Source organism: Candidatus Margulisiibacteriota bacterium (assembly GCA_003242895.1).
GTDB lineage: Bacteria > Margulisbacteria > Riflemargulisbacteria > GWF2-39-127 > GWF2-39-127 > GWF2-39-127.
Window position 1 is genome coordinate 1 of sequence record QKMY01000063.1, and the last position, 18,849, is coordinate 18,849.

An 18,849-nucleotide genomic window follows, 5' to 3' on the forward strand; every position below is an offset into this window, starting at 1 on the left:
ATTACCTGGACAGCATGAATCTGAATCCCATGGACACCACATCTGAATCGACTGGATACCTTGTTTCTGAATCACCTGGCGCCTTGCGCCTGAATCTGCATCAAAGAGCTTTTTGAGGAAAATCATCAATTAACGATACAAACATAGACGCCAGAAGAGGAATTTTTATATATTGCTAACTTTTTTATTCTGTAAAGGATCCGAATTTCGCCAAACCGGCCTTTTTGCCACACAAGGCGTGGTTCGCCGACTTCCCTGCCCCAAAGCATTAACATGCAAGCGTTGACTTCTTTATCAGGACAAAACGAGGCTCCAAAATAACCAGGCGAGATTAACGCTCTCAATCTTTATGTCACCCTAGGCATTATTGCCATAAGCTATCGGCATGTCAAACTTTTAGCTTAAGACAAGACGCCTTACACACGAATAACCGATGTATTCTATCGTAGGCTCCATAGTTTGTTGAATTCCACTACATATCGATTAACTATATTTATTTCATTAATTACAAGCATATTCTCAAAATTATAACGTTCGGCATTTGTTGTCCAGTTATAAGACCCCGTCATCAAGACTTTCTTATTGAAGATAACAAATTTATTATGCATGATGCCTCGTCTCCCCACACTACCATCCATAACTTTAATAACAAAGCCCTTTCTATCTAGCCAGGCAACTTCCGAACTCTTGCTTTTTAACTGACTTTTATCTACTATCAACCGAATCATCACACCCCGGAGTTTCGCCGTCTCCAAAGCTTGCGCAATATCCGACGAAGTAAAACTGTACATGGCAATATCAATCGATCCGGTAGTCAAATTAATTTCTCTTACTATCCGCTCCGCTATATTTTCATTTGGCGAGAAAAATACTTCCGTCGCAAAGGCTTGCGGGGAAATTAATACCAGCATAAGTGTGATTATATGTAGTTGTTTAAAGATTTTATTCATAGTAATGGTAATAGGGCAGGTAAGCCTATAAGCCGAGTTCTGTCGTGTATGATTATTTCTCTGGGATTATCATCACTGATAACCTCAAGCGACCAACCCAGGAATCGTAACGGAACGAGCAGTTCCTCTTCCCCTATTTGGTCTTGCACTGAATGGGGTTTGCCAAGCAAGCATATTGCTACGCTTCTGGTGAGCTCTTACCATCACCATTTCGCCCTTACCACCGGATTAGAGTGGCGGTATATTTTCTGTTGCACTATCCGTAAGATTACTCTTCCCACTAGTTAAGTGGCATTCTGCTCTGTAGTGCTCGGACTTTCCTCATATAGTAAGAGTACTATACGCAACCATACAGCCTACCTGCCTCAAATATTGTATACCATATCTTAATTTTTGCAAGCAAGAGATTCCAAACAAAAAAAAAGCGGGCTTTTCAGCCCGCTACACTTTCTATAATAATAATTTACCTATTGTATGCCCAGGCTATTAAGCAATTCCTGTTTTTCCTCAGGTGACGAATAACTAAAAACGAACTTCCCTGTCTTTTGATTCCCTTTAAAAGTAAATTTTTTCCAAATGTTTTCCTTTATATAGCTTTCTTTCTCAAACACATACACCTGTTTTGCAGGAGTTGGGACCTTACCTATCTCCATACTTCTGCGGACCAAATCCTCTGCCTGACGAACACTTAATTTATCATTAATTATTTTATGCAAAGCATTAATTCTATCTTCATTTACTGACAAGGACAATAATGTCCTCGCATGTCCGGCTGATATCGTGCCAGAAATAACGTGTTCAATAATTTCATCCGGAAGATCCAACAAACGAATAGCATTAGTTATTGCCGGCCGGCTCTTGCCGATTTTTTGAGCTAGCTCATCCTGGGTATAGCTGAATCGCTTTATCAGCTGCTGATACGCCCTGGCCTCCTCTATCGGGCCAATATCTTCTCTTTGAATATTTTCAATTAAAGCAATTTGGAGAGACTCTTCATCCGTTAGCTCTCTCACTATTGCCGGGATTATTTCCATCTTCAGCATTGAGCAGGCTCGCCATCGACGTTCGCCAGCAACAATCTCATACTTTGCGTTATCAATCTTTCTAACCAATATTGGCTGATTAATGCCATTACACTTTATTGAATCGGCAAGCTCTTTCATTTTCTCTTCATCAAATATAACTCGTGGCTGACTAGGATTTGGAACAATTTTTTCGATGGCCAGATACTGCAGCTCCGAAACTTGTGCCTTGTCTTCATCGAAATCAGGTATTAGGGCTCCAAGCCCTCTTCCCAATCGTGGTTTTTTGTCTTTAAGCAACACTTACTACCTCCTTAGCTAATCGCCGGTAAGCGATCGCTCCTTTCGATTCAGGCTCATACATTGAAATTGGCAATCCATGACTAGGCGCCTCAGACAATCGAATATTCCTGGGAATAACCGTCTCAAAAACTTTTTTCCCGAAGTAATTCTTGGCATCAACTACAACCTGATTATTTAACATAGTCCGAGCATCAAACATCGTCATAACGATACCCGCAATTTCTAACCCCGGATTTATGCTTTTCTTTACTAACTTTAATGTCCCGATTAAATTACCAAGACCTTCTAAGGCATAATATTCGCATTGAACAGGAATAATAACCTTATCAGACGCCCCAAGCGCATTAATGGTCAAGAGTCCGAGCGAAGGAGGACAATCAATAATAACATAATCAAAGCTATCTTTAATGCTCTTCATGCTCGACTTCAACATATATTCTCTTGCCTCCATCCCAGCAAGCTCAACCTCAGCTCCCGCCAGATTCTTCGTAGCAGGTATTATTGAAAGATTCTCGATTTCAGTTGAAACAATACTATCGTTAATATCAACCCGACCTATAATGACTGAGTAGATATCAAACTCTATGCTATCCTTATTTACGCCAAGACCTGAAGAAGCATTGCCTTGTGGGTCCATATCAATAATCAGCGTTTTTTCTCCGCGACTTGCCAGATAGGCACTTAAGTTTACCGCAGTCGTTGTTTTCCCAACTCCGCCTTTTTGATTCACGATCGAAAATATATTCCCCATGGTTCATCCCCTCTTATACATTTTTTTTAGCCTTATCAGTGGTCTCGGCTTAAAATCATTTACTTCTTTAGTCTTCTTATAAATGATGAGCACACGATCATCATCCTCAATAGAATACCGGATCTCTCTTTCAACAACTAAATTATACATCTGAACAATATCTTTTGCATCACTCAATTCTTCGGCTAATCCCTTACATGATTTATACGCAATAATATAGCCATTCTCCCGGACCAGGCCACTACACAATTCCAACATAATTGGCAAATAAAATATTGCCCGCCCAACAACGGCATCAACTTTACCGAGCGGGCTATGCTTGCCCGACAAGTCTTCAATTCTCGCATTTACAGCCTTCACCTGCTTCAAACCCAACACACCAATGACATTTTCCAGAAATTTAACCTTTTTACCAACCGACTCTACAAGGTAAACACGAATATCACCATATAGTATTCCGATTGGAATTCCCGGAAATCCGGCACCGCTTCCCACATCGACGAGGCTTTCAATTTTCACCTGATCAAGAAAACTGACAACCTGCAAAGAGTCCTTGAAATGCTTCAAATATATTGACCGCTCATCCCTGATTGCTGTTAAATTAATTTTCTTATTCCACTCCACAAGAAGATCAGCGTAACGCACAATCTTATCAAGCACAGCATCGTCAGCACTCTTCATTTCCAACAATTCAACAATTTCATCTTTTTTCATAAGGCCCTCGTTTCACGTGAAACATCACTCCCGATCTAATATCATTTCCTTGGTGGCATTTACCGCATATACCATCTCTTCGTCATTGTTTCGAATTAAATCCCGAACATCACATCTTCTATAAAGCCGATAGTCAACTCTCTGAGTAAGGAATGCCAATGTTTCCTGTATTTTACTCGCTATCTCAATGATTTTCGTACAGCCATCACATACCACCACAAGCAACGATTTCGTTGCAACCATACCACTTACGCTTTTTTCATACATAAAGGCGTATTCAATATCGCCAATCTTGGACAAAGCATCCCGAATACACAACCCAGCCAATTCTGTTTTATAAAAAATTCTCTTCAGCTCTGCATAGAACACAAAAGATGTATTAAGACTGAATATCCTTAAATTAGCCCTTCGTTTTTCCAAGATAAAATTTATGCCGACGAGATTATCAAGCTCTTTCTGATAAGAACTGAGATTCTTGCCGAGATCATTTTTTAGCATACTCATATAGATTTCTTTGTCTGGATTACGAAAGAAATACGACATCAAATCAACCCTCGATGCCGACGTAAACAAATTTTTCAACAGCCTGTCATCAGTCATATTTTGTCTTTACTATTTTTTCGTAACGTCGTACTACTTTATAGTTTTATCTTACTATTTTTTTATCGTTTTATAAACAACTAATTTTGGAAACTGTTTTTGTGAAGATATATGACCAGAACGGATATATCTGCGGGATTAACACCGGAAATTCGAGATGCCTGCCCAAGATTTTCAGGGCGAATCTTATCTAGCTTTTCGGCAGCTTCTTTGCGTAATCCTGAAATATCCTTATAATTAACGGCTGCAGGAATCTTCTTTTTCTCAAAATCTTTTGACTTCTGTATTTGGCGATCTATTCTTTCGATATAGCCCTTATATTTGACTTCAATCTCAACATTCTCCCCATAAGGAAAGTCTTTTTCAATTTTGAAGCCATCAAAGGCAGATAAGTTTTTCCAGGTCACCTCGACCCTCTGCAGCAACTCAGCATAAGAAAGCTTTTTTCTTAAAGATGTAGTAAAAGACGCCAGAAGATCATTCGTGATCTCGTTTGGATAAACATAGTTTTTTTCAACGCTATCGAGATAATGACGGATAGATTTTTGTTTCGTGATATATTGATCATAAATAGGCTTAGCTACCAAGCCGATCCCATAACCCTTTTCCAGTAACCGCCGATCAGCATTATCTTGTCTGAGAAGCAATCGATATTCGGCCCGTGCCGTCATCATCCGGTATGGTTCCTGGATATCTTTATTAATAAGATCATCAATCAACAGACCAATATATGATTCCTCGCGTGATAGAATTAAAGATTCTTTACCCTTCACCTTCAAGGCAGCATTAATTCCAGCCATAAGTCCCTGTCCGGCAGCTTCTTCATAGCCACTGGTCCCATTAATTTGTCCTGCCAGAAAAAGTCCCTGAACGGATTTTGTCTCCAAATTGTATTTTAGTTGATATGGAAATACGAAATCATATTCAACGGCATAGCCAGGCCTCATTACAACAACGGATTCCAGTCCAGAGATACTATGTAAAGCCTCAATCTGCACATCAACCGGAAGGCTGGTATTGAAGCCTTGAATATATATTTCATTTGTTTCCAAACCCTCTGGCTCAACAAACAAATGATGTGAAGATTTATCAGAAAACCTCACAATCTTATCTTCAATCGAAGGACAATACCGGGGGCCAATACCTTTAATTTTTCCAGCATATAAAGGAGATCGGTCAAGATTATTCAAAATGATTTCGTGAGTTTTAAGATTAGTATGAGTCAAATAACAAGGGATTTGGGCTCTTGCAGGGCTTGGGTGAAAAAAGGAAAATCGCTTCTCATCCTCGTCCCCAGGCTGAATTACTATTTTTTCGTAATTGATTGTTCTGCCATCTAATCGGGGCGTTGTTCCAGTTTTTAAGCGACCTAAATTCAGTCCTAACGCCTTTAGGCTATCTGACAAATGCACAGAAGTTTGTTCGCCTAATCTCCCGGCAGGTTGAGAAACAAACCCGGTATGGATTATTCCATTCAGAAAAGTCCCTGTTGTTACGATGATGCAGGCCGCCTCATAAGTCACGCCCAGAATAGTTTTTACGCTTTTTACGTAATTGCTGTTATCAACCGAAATGTCAGTTACCATATCTTGCTTGATCTCCAAGTTAGCTTGGTTTTCACAGGTCTTTTTCATATAGACTTGATATAGGAGTTTATCAGACTGGGCACGTAAGGATTGCACGGCAGGACCTTTTGAACGGTTCAGAACTTTCATCTGGATATAGGTCATATCGGCAGCAATGCTCATCTGCCCGCCAAGGGCATCGATCTCTGAAACAATATGGCTTTTTCCCGGGCCACCGATTGCCGGATTGCAAGGCATGTAACCAATGCGATCGAGGTTGATTGTCAGCATTAATGTGCTACAACCCATTCTAGATGAAGCGAGGGCAGCTTCAACTCCAGCATGCCCTCCTCCGATTACTATTACATCATAATGTTTTGGATAAATCATTTCACTCTATAGTACACTAACTAAAATTTAAATGGAATAGCGTAGCCATACTCCGTAGAATCTTCCATTTGTCCTTGATCATTATATACCCTTTTCCAGGTGATTTTTGCATTACCCGGAAAATTAACTCCCAGCATTGTCAAAGGAGCATATGTGTCAACTGCGATATTAGCTCCACCTGAGCCAATTTTTGAAAAAGAAGTCATTTGTACTTGCTCATATCGAGCCTGTGCACTAACGCCAGCGATCTCATTTACAGTTAAAATTGCCTTCAAGGAAGGATCTTCTTTTGCTTTATTTTTATACTTAATATTCTGATACTCAGCAATGAAATTCGCAAGGTTGAAAATACTAAAACCAAGAGAGCCATGATACCCAGACATGCTGCCAAGATTAACGGTTTCTAAGTCTGTTGGACTTAATTCATATTGATAATTAAAATATCCAGGAACAAACTTAGAACCAAAAGTCCTATAATCTACCTGATAATCAAGAAAGTTAAATACTTTACCTTTAACACCAGTCATACCACCCTTACTATAATTGATGAGTTGCCCAACTTCGACAAATAACGTCCCGGCATCTCCGAATACTAACCATCCGGCATCGGCAGCCATAGCCGCTTGCCCTTTTCCTATAGTCCCGGCGGTATTGCTCACACCATCATTATCAACGGCATAGCTAAGGCCAAGTTTAACTTGTTTGCCTAATAATTCTAATTCGGCAGGTTGATAAGTCAGTCTACCTGCATATACCTTTGTATTCGTTATAACAGCCATCATACCATACGGATTAAAAGCATTTGTATAAGCTTTCACGCCAGCCTTTGATGGATCAAAAATTGTTGAGCCATTCACTTCGGTGGAATAATCATTCATTATTAAACCATAGCCAAGAGTAATCCCGCTCAGAACTCCATAACGAATCCCATTTATTCCGTCATCATATTCTACATATCGGATTGAAACAAAGGATGCATTTTTTGGTTTATTTTCAGCTGGCATAAAAAGGTTAACATCCAGTCCGAATCCAAAATTTCCAATACCTAGCGTTGGACTTAAAGTCAAAACAGTAGCTGACTTCCCACCACTTGAAATTATACTTACACCCCCAGTCCCCTTTCCACTCATATTATCCACTGCCATTACCGCGCTACCAACAAACAGAAGCAACGTCGCAGTTAGGATTCTTGATTTAATATTCATATTACAATTCCCCTTTCATTTTTTTACTTTCTACCTTTATTATACTTAAATAGCCATACTTCTAACAATATATAATATTTTTAACATTATTTATTAAATGACTACAATTAAATTCGATTATATTATTGACTCATTTATTGTGTTCTGCTAAATTATAGTTTGTGCGCCTATCGGGCAATATATTTAAAAAGGAGTGTTCAAAATGGGAATTAAAGTCGGTATTAATGGCTTCGGCAGAATCGGTAGACTAGTTTTTAGAGCAATGGTTGCAAACGAAAACTTCGAAGTTGTAGGGATTAATGATCTTATTGATGCAGAATATATGGCATACATGCTGAAGTACGATTCAACACACGGCAGGTTCAAAGGCACTGTCGAAGTAAAAGATAGTCAATTAATCGTAAACGGCAAAAAAATCAGAGTAACCAGCGAAAGAAATCCAGCAGACTTAAAATGGGATGCCATTGGAGCAGAATACGTTGTAGAATCAACCGGTCTGTTTACTACTGTAGAAAAAGCAGAAGCTCACCTTAAAGCCGGAGCAAAGAAAGTTGTTATTTCAGCTCCATCAGCCGATGCGCCAATGTTCGTTATGGGTGTAAACAACACAACCTACAAAAAAGACATGAATGTCGTTTCAAATGCTTCTTGCACAACTAACTGCTTAGCACCTATTGCGAAAGTATTAAATGACAACTTTGGAATAGTTGAAGCGTTAATGACAACAGTTCACGCTACAACAGCAACTCAGAAAACCGTTGACGGCCCTTCGATGAAAGATTGGAGAGGCGGTAGAGGCGCTGGCCAAAACATTATCCCATCTTCAACCGGCGCGGCGAAAGCTGTAGGAAAAGTAATTCCTGAATTAAACGGCAAATTAACTGGGATGGCCTTCAGAGTACCAACTGCAGACGTTTCGGCTGTTGATCTTACCTGCAAACTTGCTAAGCCAGCTAAATATGAAGACATAAAAAAAGTTATGAAAGCCGCATCAGAAGGTGCCCTAAAAGGTATTCTTGGCTATACAGAAGATGCAGTCGTTTCAGCTGACTTCATCGGTGATGCAAGAACTTCTATATTTGACGCTGATGCAGGTATCTCGTTAAATGATACATTCGTAAAAGTAGTATCTTGGTATGACAATGAATGGGGTTATTCTTGCAAAGTAGCAGATTTAATCTCTTACATGGATACAGTAAAATAATTTAAACCAATCTCTCCCCCAAAAGCCGGGCGCAAGCTCGGCTTTTCCCTTTTTTATACACTGGTTGAAATTGAAGACGACTAACTCATACGCTTGTGAAACCTGATAATTGCAAGGGAGAGCATCGTACTCCCATAAAGTGACAAAGATATGATTTCCGGAACCAGATCGGACACACCAGATCCTTTTAAGTAGATTCCGCGAATAACATCCATGAAATACTTAAGAGGATCAAGATAAGTTACAATTTGTACCCATGGCGGCATATTTTCTATCGGGATAAAAAAACCGGATAATAAAATCGCGAAGATGGAAAAAAACCAGGCGTAAAACATAGCTTGCTGCTGGTTCGTAGCGATAGTAGAAATAAAAATCCCCACACCCAGAGTTGAGAGCATAAACAAAACGCTGATCACATACAATAATAGAAGATTTCCTTTCATCCAGATACCAAAGATTAGTCCTGCAGCCAGCATTCCTACATTCAGCATTACAAATCCCATAATCGCAAAGGGTATAATTTTACCGACAATTAATTCCCGACCTTTAATAGGAGTAACTAATAACTGCTCCAATGTACCGATTTCTTTTTCTCTTACAATATTAATCGATGCCAGAAAAACCGTGATCATGGTTAACAGCATCACCATGATTCCAGGAACAATATTATAGACACTATCTAAATTAGGATTATAGAGCATCCGTGTCTGAGTCTCAATAATATGGCGTGGTTGCGCTGAGGGGAGAGCCATAGTCATATTCCGTTGCAATTGCTTGAATATCTGAGTTAAATAGCCCAAGGCGATGCCCGCCGTGTTCCCATCGACGCCATCAACTATCGCTTGTATTTCAGGAGTTTCTCCACTTAAAACGTTGTTTTCAAAATGCTGTGGGATGACAATCGCCAGCTTGATCTTTCCGGAATCCATTTTCTTGACTGCAGCTTCCGTTTGATCAGTACTCCCTTTTATAGTAAAAAACTCGCCGGAACTAACGGTTCTGATAATTTTGCGGCTTAATTGAGACCGGTCCATATCAACATACATCGTCGAGATATTCTTCACATCTGTCGTTATCGCGAATCCTAAAATAACGAGCTGAATAAACGGCATCACAAAAATAATTACCAGATTTGCTTTCAATCGGAAAATTTGACGGAATTCTTTCTGTATAAGATAAAGTATGTTACGCATCAAGGTTCACTCGAAACTTCTTAATACTCACTATAATTAAAACCAACGATAATAAAGTTAAAAAAGATATCTGACTTATCAATTCAGGAATTCCTACTCCCTTGAGCATTATTCCCCGAATAATCTGAACAAAATGGCTGGCTGGTATTATTTTTGATAACCACTGGAACAATATCGGCATGCTTTCGATCGGAAACATAAACCCACTGAGGAGAAAGGTAGGAAGCATAGTACCCATTAAGGCCATCATCATTGCAAGCTGCTGAGTCTGGGCTATCGTCGAGATTAACAAACCCAAGCTGAGACCATTGAAAATATACAGAAGCATCATCAGTAAAAGCAAGAGAAGAGAACCATTAACCGGAACATTAAACCAGAATACTCCGGCAAAAAGAATGATAAGCCCGTCTATAAATCCAAGGATCAAATAGGGGATTAACTTCCCAATAATTATTTGTATTGGATTAATCGGACTCACCAGCACCTGTTCCATCGTGCCTTTTTCTTTTTCTCGAACAATTGCTAAACTGGTCAATAAAGCGCTTATCAGCAATAAAATAACGGCAACGAGCCCAGGCACAAAATAATTTGCAGATTTAAGGTCGGGATTATAAAGAAATCTCGGCTGTAAAGTAAACAGAGCCGAATTGCTTAGGCTCATTTCTAGGTTGCTTTGATTAACAATATTATTAACATAATTGCTGATTAGTTTAGCGCCATTAGGATCACTCGCATCAATTATCACCTGCAGATATGTCACAGGAGAATCAACAATACCGGTAGAATAATCTTTTGGAATAACAATGATACATTTGGCTTCTCTTCTTCGAAAAACCGTATCAATAGAAGATTCATCGATATGGTTGAGCTCTACTTCAAAGAAATTGCTGGAGACTAGCTTTTTAACAAATAACCGGCTTTCCGGTGTTTTCGACAAATCAGAAACGATAGTTGGAATATTTCTCATTTCTAACGTAATTGCATACCCATAGAGAAAGATCATCGCAATCGGCATTATTATGATAATGAGTAACGTTTGAGGATCCCTCAAAATATGAAAAAATTCTTTCTTAATAATACTCAGTAAGAGTGATTTCATTAATCTTCCCTTTTCACAATTGCCAGAAAAACATCTTGCATGGTAGTTAAATTATATTTTTCTTTTAATCTCTGAGGCTCATCAATTTCTGCGATTTTACCATCTTTCATAATACTCAAACGATTACAGTACTCGGCCTCATCCATATAATGCGTAGTAACGAAAATGGTCTTTCCCTTTTCAGCCAGCTCATATATCAGCAACCAGAAATTCCTGCGCGATATTGGGTCGACTCCGCTTGTCGGTTCATCCAAAAAAATAATCGGCGGATCATGAAGGATCGCGGTACTTAAGGCTAATCGCTGCTTCCAGCCTACCGGCAACGAACCTGTTAAGTCATCGGCATGGTCCCATAAATGCAAATAAGCCAGTAATTCTTCTATTTTTAATTTAATTGCCTTACGGGAAAGGCCATAAACTCCCCCATAAAACTCAATATTTTCTCGAACAGTCAGATCTTCATAGAGGCTGAACTTCTGGCTCATATAGCCGATATTCAGCTTAATCTTCTCACTCTCGGTATAAAGATCATATCCAGCAACATACGCCTTCCCGGACGTAGGTAATAATAAGCCGCACAACATCCTGATGGTTGTTGTTTTGCCTGCTCCGTTTGCGCCAAGGAACCCAAATATTTCTCCTTGTTTGACAGCAAAAGACACGTTGTTAACTGCTACGAACGAGCCAAACCGGCGAGTTAAATGTTCTACTTCTACAGCATAGTTACTTTCCACAAAATCAAACCCTTTGTTTACTTAATAAATTCAAAAAAACGTCCTCTAACTTAGGCTGAATGGGGACGATATCGTCAATATGGTATTCACTTAGCTGATCTTGAATCCGGGACAATCCCAGATTATATTCATCAACTAAATGAACTCCCTCGCCAAAAAGTTGAATAGAATCCATATATTCTGTTTGCTGCAATCGTTTAAAAGTTTGGTGGGGTGCCTGAGTTTTTAACAAATAAAGCGGTAACGTGAAATTATCAACAAACTCTTGCGGCGTATTTATGCCTAACATTTCGCCGTCGTAAATAAGACCGATCTTTGAACATTCAGCCGCTTCTTCCATATAGGGAGTAGAAATTAAAATCGTAATTCCCTTCTCAGACAATTCGTGCAATATCTGCCATAACTCATTTCGTGATAAAGGGTCAACACCAAAAGTCGGCTCATCCAAAATGATGACTTCCGGTTCATGCATGAGCATACACGATAAGGCTAACTTTTGCTTCATTCCACCGGATAGAGCGCCTGCTCGCCTACCACGAAAAGGTTCTAATCGAGAAAATCCGTACAATCGTTCTTTGCGATTATCCTGAAGATCTTTTGGAACTCCAAAAAGATCACCAAAAAAATTCAGATTCTGCTCGACGGTAAGGTCCTGATAAAGGCTAAATCTCTGTGGCATATAGCCAATGTTGCTTCTTACATATCTGATGTTATCCGTAATATTTTTGGATTGAAATAAAACACTGCCGGTATCCATCTTTAGTAGCGTTACAATAATTCTCATTATCGTTGTTTTGCCAGCACCATCCGGTCCGATAAGTCCGAAAATCTCCTGTTTGTTTACTTCAAAAGAAATATCTTTAACAACGTGCTTCATGCCATAACTTTTTTTTAACCTATCAACAATTAATGGTTTCATAAAAAGCTACCTTGTAAGCGTTACTTCTACAGGCATTCCGATTTTTAAGGCTCCAGAAATATTATGGACCTTAATTTTGACTTCATAGACGAGCGATGTTCTGGTCTCTTTGGTTAATATCGTCTTTGGTGTAAACTCCGCTTCCGAGGCAATCCAGGACACCGTCCCTTCAATTGGAGCAGGACTTCCATCGACACTGACATAAGCAGTCTGACCAATCTTTATCGTCAATAACGTCTTGGTAGGGATATAAATATATACATTCATTTTTTCCAAATCCGCAATCTCTGCTAAAGGAGTCCCGGGACTTACGAGCTCTCCGGCATTACGGTACTTATTCACTACGGTTCCTCGAATTGGCGAAAGAACCTCTGAGTTCTTAATCTGAATATTGGTTAATTGAATCACGGTATTCGCTTGTTCAATTCTGTTTTTTGCGAGATTATAATTGGTTATTAATGTCCTAAGCTGCGCATCTGCTACCTTTGTCTGCGTTGCCAGCTCATCCCTTAGCTGTACGGTTGCCGCACCTTCGGTAACTAATAATTCTGTTTTCAATAAAAGCTCATGATTAAGATCAATTTGAGGCTGAAGTTGCTGCATTTGTGATTCGATCGATTCCAAGCTTAACTCTGCTTCCCGAACTTTTTCATACTGAAGCTGTCTTTGGACTGCTACATTCTCAGTATCAACTCTGGCGATAACCTGTCCGGTGACGATTGCATCTCCCTCTTCCAGATCGAATTGCCTGATAATTCCTGTTCCTTGAGAAGATAATTTTATTTTTGTTGCCTCAATCTGACCGCTATAAGTATCAAGTTTTTTGTTTGTTGTACATCCTTGAATCGTCACCATCAGCCCAATAATAAGAAATATTTTTAAGTTACCCATTAATTTAACCTCCACTCAGAAATCGGCATTCCACTCAAATAATCAATTTCTATAACTTTTAATGATATCTTTACTTTATGCTGTTCAAGCAGGAGTTCTGCTTCAGTAAATTCATTGTTTGCCGCATTAACATCGGTAAGAGTACTGAACCCACGATCAGCCTGATTTCTAACAAGCTCCATTTTTGTTCGGGCAAGGCTCGCAGATTCTTTCAAATAATCTAATTGTTTCAGCATTGTCTTGGATTCTCTTACTGTCGCGTCATAGGCAAGTTGTATCTGATCACGCGAATGTTGTTCTTGATAGTCAAGGACAGCCATTTCTTTATTTTGAGCGTTTACATTTGCCTTAGAGGTACCAGAGTCCCACAGGTTCCATCTAATTCCAGCGCCTACTGAGTAATACCCCATCCATTCATTATCTATAGGGTTCACTCCTGGTTTTGCATATTTATAAGTAGCGCTTAATGAAATATCAGGATAATCTTTGGATTTATTAATGATTTGATTAGCTTCTGATACTTGCTTTTTTATGAGATAGGTTTTGATTTCTTCCTTTTCTGCTAAATTTAACGTGGAGGCATTCATATCCGTCATATATTTTGAGGTGGCACTAATCGTAACCGGTTCGCCTACCATTGACTTGAGCTGATCTAAATTATTTGAGATATTTGAATTAATTTCCACAAGTTGCTGCTCATATCGTGATATTGAAAGCTTTAAAGTCAGTTCATCCGTTACCAATGCCATGCCTTGATTAATCAGCGCACGTATTTTTTGCACGTGGTTATTCACCCGTTCTTTTACAGCATTTATAATTTCTTTCTGGGCTAATAGCACGTTTGTATTCATATAAACTTTTGCGACATTAAACGCGATATCTTTTTCATTCTTCTTTAATTGCACTTCAGCCACCTGCTTCTGCAGATGTTTGAGCTGAATTGTCGCTTCCCTGGAATACCCGTTGAATAACAAATATGATGTGCCTATTCCTAATTCATAATTATTATTAACTCCGGTCTCAATCTTCCGTGGCGGGAGCGCAATAGACGGGACCTCGCTAATATACCGGTATGAAGAATCTATTATCACAGAGGGAAGATATTGCTTCTGAACAGCCTCGATTTCGTAATCCGCTTTTTCTATTGTTTCACGTGAAGCTTTCATTATAAAATTATTTTTAACTGCTTTTGCGATGAGGCTACGCAAATTTTCTGCTTTCGCTTGATATGGAGATAAAAACAAAAACAATAATCCAACTATCATTACAATCTTTTTCCGATTCACTGGTTATCACCCCTTGGCTTTATACCATAATATATTGTCTCAAAAATTGACTGCTTTCGTTCCTCTATAAAACGACTGGTATCGTAACTATCCTTAACTATAAGAATTTTGATCAATGGTTCTGCCAAAAAATAATACACACAGGCACCGATTATTGTAATCATTAATTGCCGAACATTACCTTTTATAATGTTTCCATCCTTTTGAGCATTCTCCAGTAGTTTAATCAGTTTAACAGGAGGAATTGACTCGATCGCTTTGGTTATATTCGAAATCTGTTTATTTAAGACGGCTCCTCCTTCGCTTAGCTCTCGGCACATAAATGAGACAAATTTAGGATTGTCCCGCAAAATATCAATATACATATAAATGAACGTCCTGAGACTTTCTTCAAACGGTACATCGGCTTCTAATAAAATATTTATTTGGCTAAAGTATCGTACGAATATTGTTTCAAATATTTTTTCATACAGCGTTTCTTTATTTCTGAAATAGTAGTGCAGCAATGCCTTGTTCACTCCGGCTCGATTAGCGATATCCTGCATCCTTGCGCCTGAGCGGCCCTTCTCGATGAAAACATCCATTGCGGCTTTAATGATAAGCTCTTCTTTAGAAACATCTTGATTATTCATTCCCGCCAATTCCTGACCATTCGGTTAAACTATGTGGTTAATGTATAACATCTTTTAAATTTACATGTCAATGCTGCTATGTCAAAATTATCGGACCAGTCCATTGTTAGTTTTCTATAATTATTCAAAAAAATTTTAGATTCTTGATTTGGTCGAGACCAGATTTATCCAAAACAAGATATTCGCTGACACAAAAAAAGCCAAAAGCTCGAATTTTTGCCTATAACGGAAGATTTTTGCACAGAAGACGTATACACCATGATCTCTTGAAATTACAACCCAGAAACGATTTAAAAAGGGTGGTTAAATTAGCATTTTCAACAAATGAAAGCGCGTGTACCGTTATGTTAGTGCATAAATAATTTGTTCGATTTCACTTTAAAATATTGAATATACATTTTTTCCGGTAAAGCTTAAAATACTAAAATATAATGAAAAAAAACAACACAAGTAGTGATAAAAAAAAAGAAAAAATCTTAAGGAACGGATGGCTCTTCGGGGTTTGCGGAATCGGCTCCTCAGTAATTGCCTTATATTTAGGAAGATCTACGACACAGCTAGCTGATCTTATCAGAAAAAGCTGCGAGACTCTTGCTGTTTTTCTGTCCTGGCTTACCTTTCGGAAGTCTAGCGAGGAAACAAACCAAAGTTACAATTATGGATATGGCAAGCTGGAGAACCTGGCAAGCCTTATTGTCGCAGAAGTTATCATTATATCATTTTTTGTAATAGTCTATAATGCCATGACTCGTATGCAAAATCCAAGTCCTGTTGGTAATTTATGGTTCGGCTTTCTGCTGGCAATAAACGATTTTGCGCTCAATTCCTGGTTTTGGAATCAGAATTATAAATTGGCACAACAAACCTATACCCCAATAATGGAATCGCAATGGAGACTATATCGTATCAAAACCATTATTAATGGCTGTGTTATCCTTATTTTGGGTTTAACTATGCTTTTTAAAACTTACGCCTGGTCTCTATTCATCGATCCGGTGGGCTCTCTTCTGGTAGCAATATATTTACCTATCTCTGCATATCATATTGCCAGGCAATCAATTCGTGAGCTATTGGACCGAGCGATTGTCGACGTTGGCCTGCTTAATCTCATCAAGCAAGTAATTGGTTCCAGCGGTAACGATCACCCAAAACTAGTGAATATTCGATCAAGGCAAGTTGGCTGTCATAAGCATATTGAGCTTATTCTAGAATTTGATGGGAATACCTTATTAACTGACATTCAGTCGGTATCTTCTTTCATAGTGGCTGACCTTGAAATCCGAATTCCAAACAGCATAATAGCCTGTATCCCGGCGGCAAGAATATCTAAGTCTTTTTGATTAAAGAAGTCCCCGTTCACGATATTCATTAATTATTTTCGTTGAACCATCTATACATGAATATTTAGGCATATATTCAAGAACGTTTTGAGCTTTAGAAATATCTATCCGTCTTTGCCTGGTTAGCCGCTTGATGTACGATCGAGTTATTATTGGGTCCTTGTTGCTAAACCTCGAAACAAACTCATAAAACAAAGCAACAATATTAACTAACCAGATAGGAATACGCGTCGTAACTGCTGGCAGACCAAGCCCACGCCGAAAGGCCTTATAGACATTTTCATAGGTCATCGGTTCCTGATCTGCTATATTAAATATCTGCCCATAAGCTTTCTTGTTTCCTAAAACCAACAACAATACATCGGCTACGTCCTCAACATAAACTAAATGCCAATAATTCTTTCCGGAGCCCATTACAGGGATTCCCTTTTTTACCTTTTTAAATACATCTAACCATACAGGCTCTACTCCGTATACCATTGTTGGCCTGATTATGGTAATCGGTAAATTGTATTTTTTGTTAAATTCTAAGACTACTTTCTCTGCTTCACATTTAGTTTTCTCATAAGGAGTTTGTGGACAGTATAACGCATCTTCTTTTACCCCTTCTGCTGGCGTTGGCCCGAGGACTCCAATAGTACTGGCAAAAATAAATTGCTTAATATTCCATTTAACAGCTACCTCCAAAATATTTTTCGTAGTAATAACATTAGCTTGATAGAGTTCATTATAAGAGTATTTTTCTTCTTTAATACAAGCTAAATGGTATACGATATCATATTTGTTTTCTAGATTTAGCACTTCATCAAGATTTAAAAGGTTACATTCAACGATGTCACACCCGGCGATAGCCTGGCCACCTTTATTACGTGTAACTACGGTGATTAGATGATTTTCATTTTTTTTTAGTCTTTCTATTAAATGCCTACCGATAAAACCAGTTCCGCCGGTAATAAGTATTCTCATAAGCGCTCCTTTGAAAAGATTTTCAATATTATTATGGTTAATTATTTTATAAATTCTACGGCAAACTTTTAACAGTTAAATCGATATATCAAATTCATCCATTGCAATATAAATATAGATAAAGAAAGTAATTTTTTGTCATACATAATAACATGAAATATTTAATTAATAAACTTTACTAGTTTAATATAGACTTTTTCACAGTAAACGCCTAAAATATAAGACATTGATTTTTGGATAAATTGAAAGAACCTTGCTATATTTATTTGTTAATTAACAAAACTGACAATACTTTTGCAAGCAAATAAAATCAAGAACTTATTTTATCTGAATATAGATTATATCGCTCATAACAGAGAAATTTGCTTACCTCGTAAAATGATTAGTAAATGAATAAGACAATGATTGCAAAAATAAATTGGATTCTTTCGAACCTAGTTGGAAAAACATTAGAACTAACTGTCTGGACCTATTTCACCTTTATTTGTAAGGGAAAAGTAAATCATATAGAAAAACTACCTAACGGACCATGTATTCTGGCATTTAATCATGAAAGTTATATGGATTGGATGTTTGTATATGATATTTTTAAAAGAAATTACAAAAAAAAGATATATTTTGTAGCCAAAAAAAAACTTTTTACTTCATACTTTTTTAATCTGCTAATGCAATATGGAAACGCTATCTGCTTAAATCAAGAAAAAGTAGACAAAAGCAGTATAAAAGAAATTCTTAGAGTCCTCAAAAAAGATTCTGGTATCATAGGAATATTTCCAGAAGGTACTCGTTCGCGAACAGGTAAATTATTAAAAGGATATCCTGGAATTGTAAAATTATGGAAGCTATCTAAAGTCCCAATCGTACCGGTAGGATTAAATGGCTTCTATGAAGTGCTCCCACCCTCGTGCATTATCCCAAGAAGATTTAGCTGCTCAATTGATATTGGAACCCCGTTATATTATGAACAGATAGTCAAAGGCTCTCATAATGACGACTTTTTAGTGAGTAATATTATGCAAGAGATAGCAAAATTAACCAATCAGGAATATGAATTTTGCATCGACTAAAAAGAGGGCATATAATAT

19 protein-coding genes and 1 other RNA gene are annotated in these 18,849 nt (G+C 38.1%); 3 read left to right on the forward strand and 17 right to left on the reverse strand.

Annotation, left to right across the window (positions count from 1 at the left end):
- Positions 1 to 125: 125 nt before the first annotated feature.
- From DKM50_12100 to DKM50_12140, 9 genes are all read right to left on the reverse strand, one after another.
- Positions 126 to 344, reverse strand: coding sequence for a hypothetical protein (locus DKM50_12100; GenBank protein PZM78169.1), 219 nt, complete (start codon positions 342 to 344; stop codon positions 126 to 128).
- Between the two features lie 96 nt (positions 345 to 440).
- A complete protein-coding gene (locus DKM50_12105) occupies positions 441 to 950 on the reverse strand; it encodes a phospholipase D family protein (GenBank protein ID PZM78170.1) in 510 nt (169 codons plus the stop codon).
- A 12-nt stretch (positions 951 to 962) separates the two neighbouring features.
- An RNA gene (gene rnpB, locus DKM50_12110) (RNase P RNA component class A) lies at positions 963 to 1,313 on the reverse strand.
- Positions 1,314 to 1,417: 104 nt separating this feature from the next.
- The gene (locus DKM50_12115) at positions 1,418 to 2,275 is read right to left on the reverse strand and encodes a hypothetical protein (GenBank protein PZM78171.1); all 858 of its coding nucleotides are present in this window, start codon (positions 2,273 to 2,275) and stop codon (positions 1,418 to 1,420) included.
- Entirely contained in the window at positions 2,265 to 3,026 is a 762-nt protein-coding gene (locus DKM50_12120) for a ParA family protein (protein ID PZM78172.1), read from the reverse strand. The genes DKM50_12115 and DKM50_12120 overlap by 11 nt, the downstream gene beginning before the upstream one ends.
- A 3-nt stretch (positions 3,027 to 3,029) precedes the next feature.
- A complete protein-coding gene (rsmG, locus tag DKM50_12125; protein PZM78173.1) occupies positions 3,030 to 3,740 on the reverse strand; it encodes a 16S rRNA (guanine(527)-N(7))-methyltransferase RsmG in 711 nt (236 codons plus the stop codon).
- A gap of 24 nt (positions 3,741 to 3,764) precedes the next feature.
- Positions 3,765 to 4,283 (reverse strand): hypothetical protein, encoded by a 519-nt coding sequence (locus DKM50_12130; protein PZM78174.1) that lies wholly within the window; start codon positions 4,281 to 4,283, stop codon positions 3,765 to 3,767.
- Positions 4,284 to 4,420: 137 nt separating this feature from the next.
- Positions 4,421 to 6,295 (reverse strand): tRNA uridine-5-carboxymethylaminomethyl(34) synthesis enzyme MnmG, encoded by a 1,875-nt coding sequence (locus tag DKM50_12135; GenBank protein PZM78175.1) that lies wholly within the window; start codon positions 6,293 to 6,295, stop codon positions 4,421 to 4,423.
- A 20-nt stretch (positions 6,296 to 6,315) separates the two neighbouring features.
- Complete coding sequence (locus tag DKM50_12140) at positions 6,316 to 7,500, reverse strand: hypothetical protein (protein PZM78176.1); 1,185 nt, start codon at positions 7,498 to 7,500, stop codon at positions 6,316 to 6,318.
- A 202-nt stretch (positions 7,501 to 7,702) separates the two neighbouring features.
- Between DKM50_12140 and gap the strand changes: the two genes are divergently transcribed.
- Entirely contained in the window at positions 7,703 to 8,704 is a 1,002-nt protein-coding gene (gene gap / locus DKM50_12145) for a type I glyceraldehyde-3-phosphate dehydrogenase (GenBank protein ID PZM78177.1), read from the forward strand.
- 80 nt (positions 8,705 to 8,784) lie between these two features.
- Here the strand turns inward: gap and DKM50_12150 are convergent, their stop codons facing one another.
- Genes DKM50_12150 through DKM50_12180 form a run of 7 tightly spaced genes read right to left on the reverse strand, consistent with a single transcriptional unit; the run spans position 8,785 to position 15,458 of the window.
- The gene (locus tag DKM50_12150; protein PZM78178.1) at positions 8,785 to 9,897 is read right to left on the reverse strand and encodes an ABC transporter permease; all 1,113 of its coding nucleotides are present in this window, start codon (positions 9,895 to 9,897) and stop codon (positions 8,785 to 8,787) included.
- Positions 9,890 to 10,996, reverse strand: coding sequence for an ABC transporter permease (locus DKM50_12155; protein ID PZM78179.1), 1,107 nt, complete (start codon positions 10,994 to 10,996; stop codon positions 9,890 to 9,892). The genes DKM50_12150 and DKM50_12155 overlap by 8 nt, the downstream gene beginning before the upstream one ends.
- Positions 10,996 to 11,730, reverse strand: coding sequence for an ABC transporter ATP-binding protein (locus tag DKM50_12160; protein ID PZM78180.1), 735 nt, complete (start codon positions 11,728 to 11,730; stop codon positions 10,996 to 10,998). The genes DKM50_12155 and DKM50_12160 overlap by 1 nt, the downstream gene beginning before the upstream one ends.
- A 4-nt stretch (positions 11,731 to 11,734) precedes the next feature.
- The gene (locus tag DKM50_12165; protein PZM78181.1) at positions 11,735 to 12,649 is read right to left on the reverse strand and encodes an ABC transporter ATP-binding protein; all 915 of its coding nucleotides are present in this window, start codon (positions 12,647 to 12,649) and stop codon (positions 11,735 to 11,737) included.
- 6 nt (positions 12,650 to 12,655) lie between these two features.
- A complete protein-coding gene (locus tag DKM50_12170) occupies positions 12,656 to 13,540 on the reverse strand; it encodes a secretion protein HlyD (protein PZM78182.1) in 885 nt (294 codons plus the stop codon).
- Positions 13,540 to 14,826, reverse strand: a complete 1,287-nt coding sequence (locus DKM50_12175) for a hypothetical protein (protein ID PZM78183.1) — start codon at positions 14,824 to 14,826, stop codon at positions 13,540 to 13,542. The genes DKM50_12170 and DKM50_12175 overlap by 1 nt, the downstream gene beginning before the upstream one ends.
- Complete coding sequence (locus DKM50_12180; protein PZM78184.1) at positions 14,823 to 15,458, reverse strand: TetR family transcriptional regulator; 636 nt, start codon at positions 15,456 to 15,458, stop codon at positions 14,823 to 14,825. Before DKM50_12180 ends, DKM50_12175 begins: the two co-directional genes overlap by 4 nt.
- 431 nt (positions 15,459 to 15,889) lie before the next feature.
- Here DKM50_12180 and DKM50_12185 point away from each other — a divergent pair, with 431 nt between their 5' ends.
- Positions 15,890 to 16,798: a hypothetical protein gene (locus DKM50_12185; protein ID PZM78185.1), complete on the forward strand. Its 909-nt coding sequence runs from the start codon at positions 15,890 to 15,892 to the stop codon at positions 16,796 to 16,798.
- Here the strand turns inward: DKM50_12185 and DKM50_12190 are convergent, their stop codons facing one another.
- The gene (locus DKM50_12190; protein ID PZM78186.1) at positions 16,799 to 17,764 is read right to left on the reverse strand and encodes a hypothetical protein; all 966 of its coding nucleotides are present in this window, start codon (positions 17,762 to 17,764) and stop codon (positions 16,799 to 16,801) included.
- A 389-nt stretch (positions 17,765 to 18,153) separates the two neighbouring features.
- Between DKM50_12190 and DKM50_12195 the strand changes: the two genes are divergently transcribed.
- Positions 18,154 to 18,831 carry a 1-acyl-sn-glycerol-3-phosphate acyltransferase gene (locus tag DKM50_12195; protein PZM78187.1) on the forward strand — a complete coding sequence of 226 codons (678 nt, stop codon included), beginning with the start codon at positions 18,154 to 18,156 and terminating at the stop codon, positions 18,829 to 18,831.
- Positions 18,832 to 18,849 lie beyond the last annotated feature (18 nt).

Bases quoted from the DNA above. Each gene is read 5' to 3' on its own strand.
- DKM50_12195 (PZM78187.1), top strand. From the start codon at position 18,154: ATGAATAAGACAATGATTGCAAAAATAAATTGGATTCTTTCGAACCTA.
- DKM50_12120 (PZM78172.1), bottom strand. From the start codon at position 3,026: ATGGGGAATATATTTTCGATCGTGAATCAAAAAGGCGGAGTTGGGAAA.
- DKM50_12140 (PZM78176.1), bottom strand. From the start codon at position 7,500: ATGAATATTAAATCAAGAATCCTAACTGCGACGTTGCTTCTGTTTGTT.
- DKM50_12165 (PZM78181.1), bottom strand. From the start codon at position 12,649: ATGAAACCATTAATTGTTGATAGGTTAAAAAAAAGTTATGGCATGAAG.
- DKM50_12170 (PZM78182.1), bottom strand. From the start codon at position 13,540: ATGGGTAACTTAAAAATATTTCTTATTATTGGGCTGATGGTGACGATT.
- DKM50_12185 (PZM78185.1), top strand. From the start codon at position 15,890: ATGAAAAAAAACAACACAAGTAGTGATAAAAAAAAAGAAAAAATCTTA.
- gap (PZM78177.1), top strand. From the start codon at position 7,703: ATGGGAATTAAAGTCGGTATTAATGGCTTCGGCAGAATCGGTAGACTA.
- DKM50_12130 (PZM78174.1), bottom strand. From the start codon at position 4,283: ATGTCGTATTTCTTTCGTAATCCAGACAAAGAAATCTATATGAGTATG.
- DKM50_12150 (PZM78178.1), bottom strand. From the start codon at position 9,897: ATGCGTAACATACTTTATCTTATACAGAAAGAATTCCGTCAAATTTTC.
- DKM50_12105 (PZM78170.1), bottom strand. From the start codon at position 950: ATGAATAAAATCTTTAAACAACTACATATAATCACACTTATGCTGGTA.
- DKM50_12180 (PZM78184.1), bottom strand. From the start codon at position 15,458: ATGAATAATCAAGATGTTTCTAAAGAAGAGCTTATCATTAAAGCCGCA.
- DKM50_12135 (PZM78175.1), bottom strand. From the start codon at position 6,295: ATGATTTATCCAAAACATTATGATGTAATAGTAATCGGAGGAGGGCAT.
- DKM50_12155 (PZM78179.1), bottom strand. From the start codon at position 10,996: ATGAAATCACTCTTACTGAGTATTATTAAGAAAGAATTTTTTCATATT.
- DKM50_12190 (PZM78186.1), bottom strand. From the start codon at position 17,764: ATGAGAATACTTATTACCGGCGGAACTGGTTTTATCGGTAGGCATTTA.
- rsmG (PZM78173.1), bottom strand. From the start codon at position 3,740: ATGAAAAAAGATGAAATTGTTGAATTGTTGGAAATGAAGAGTGCTGAC.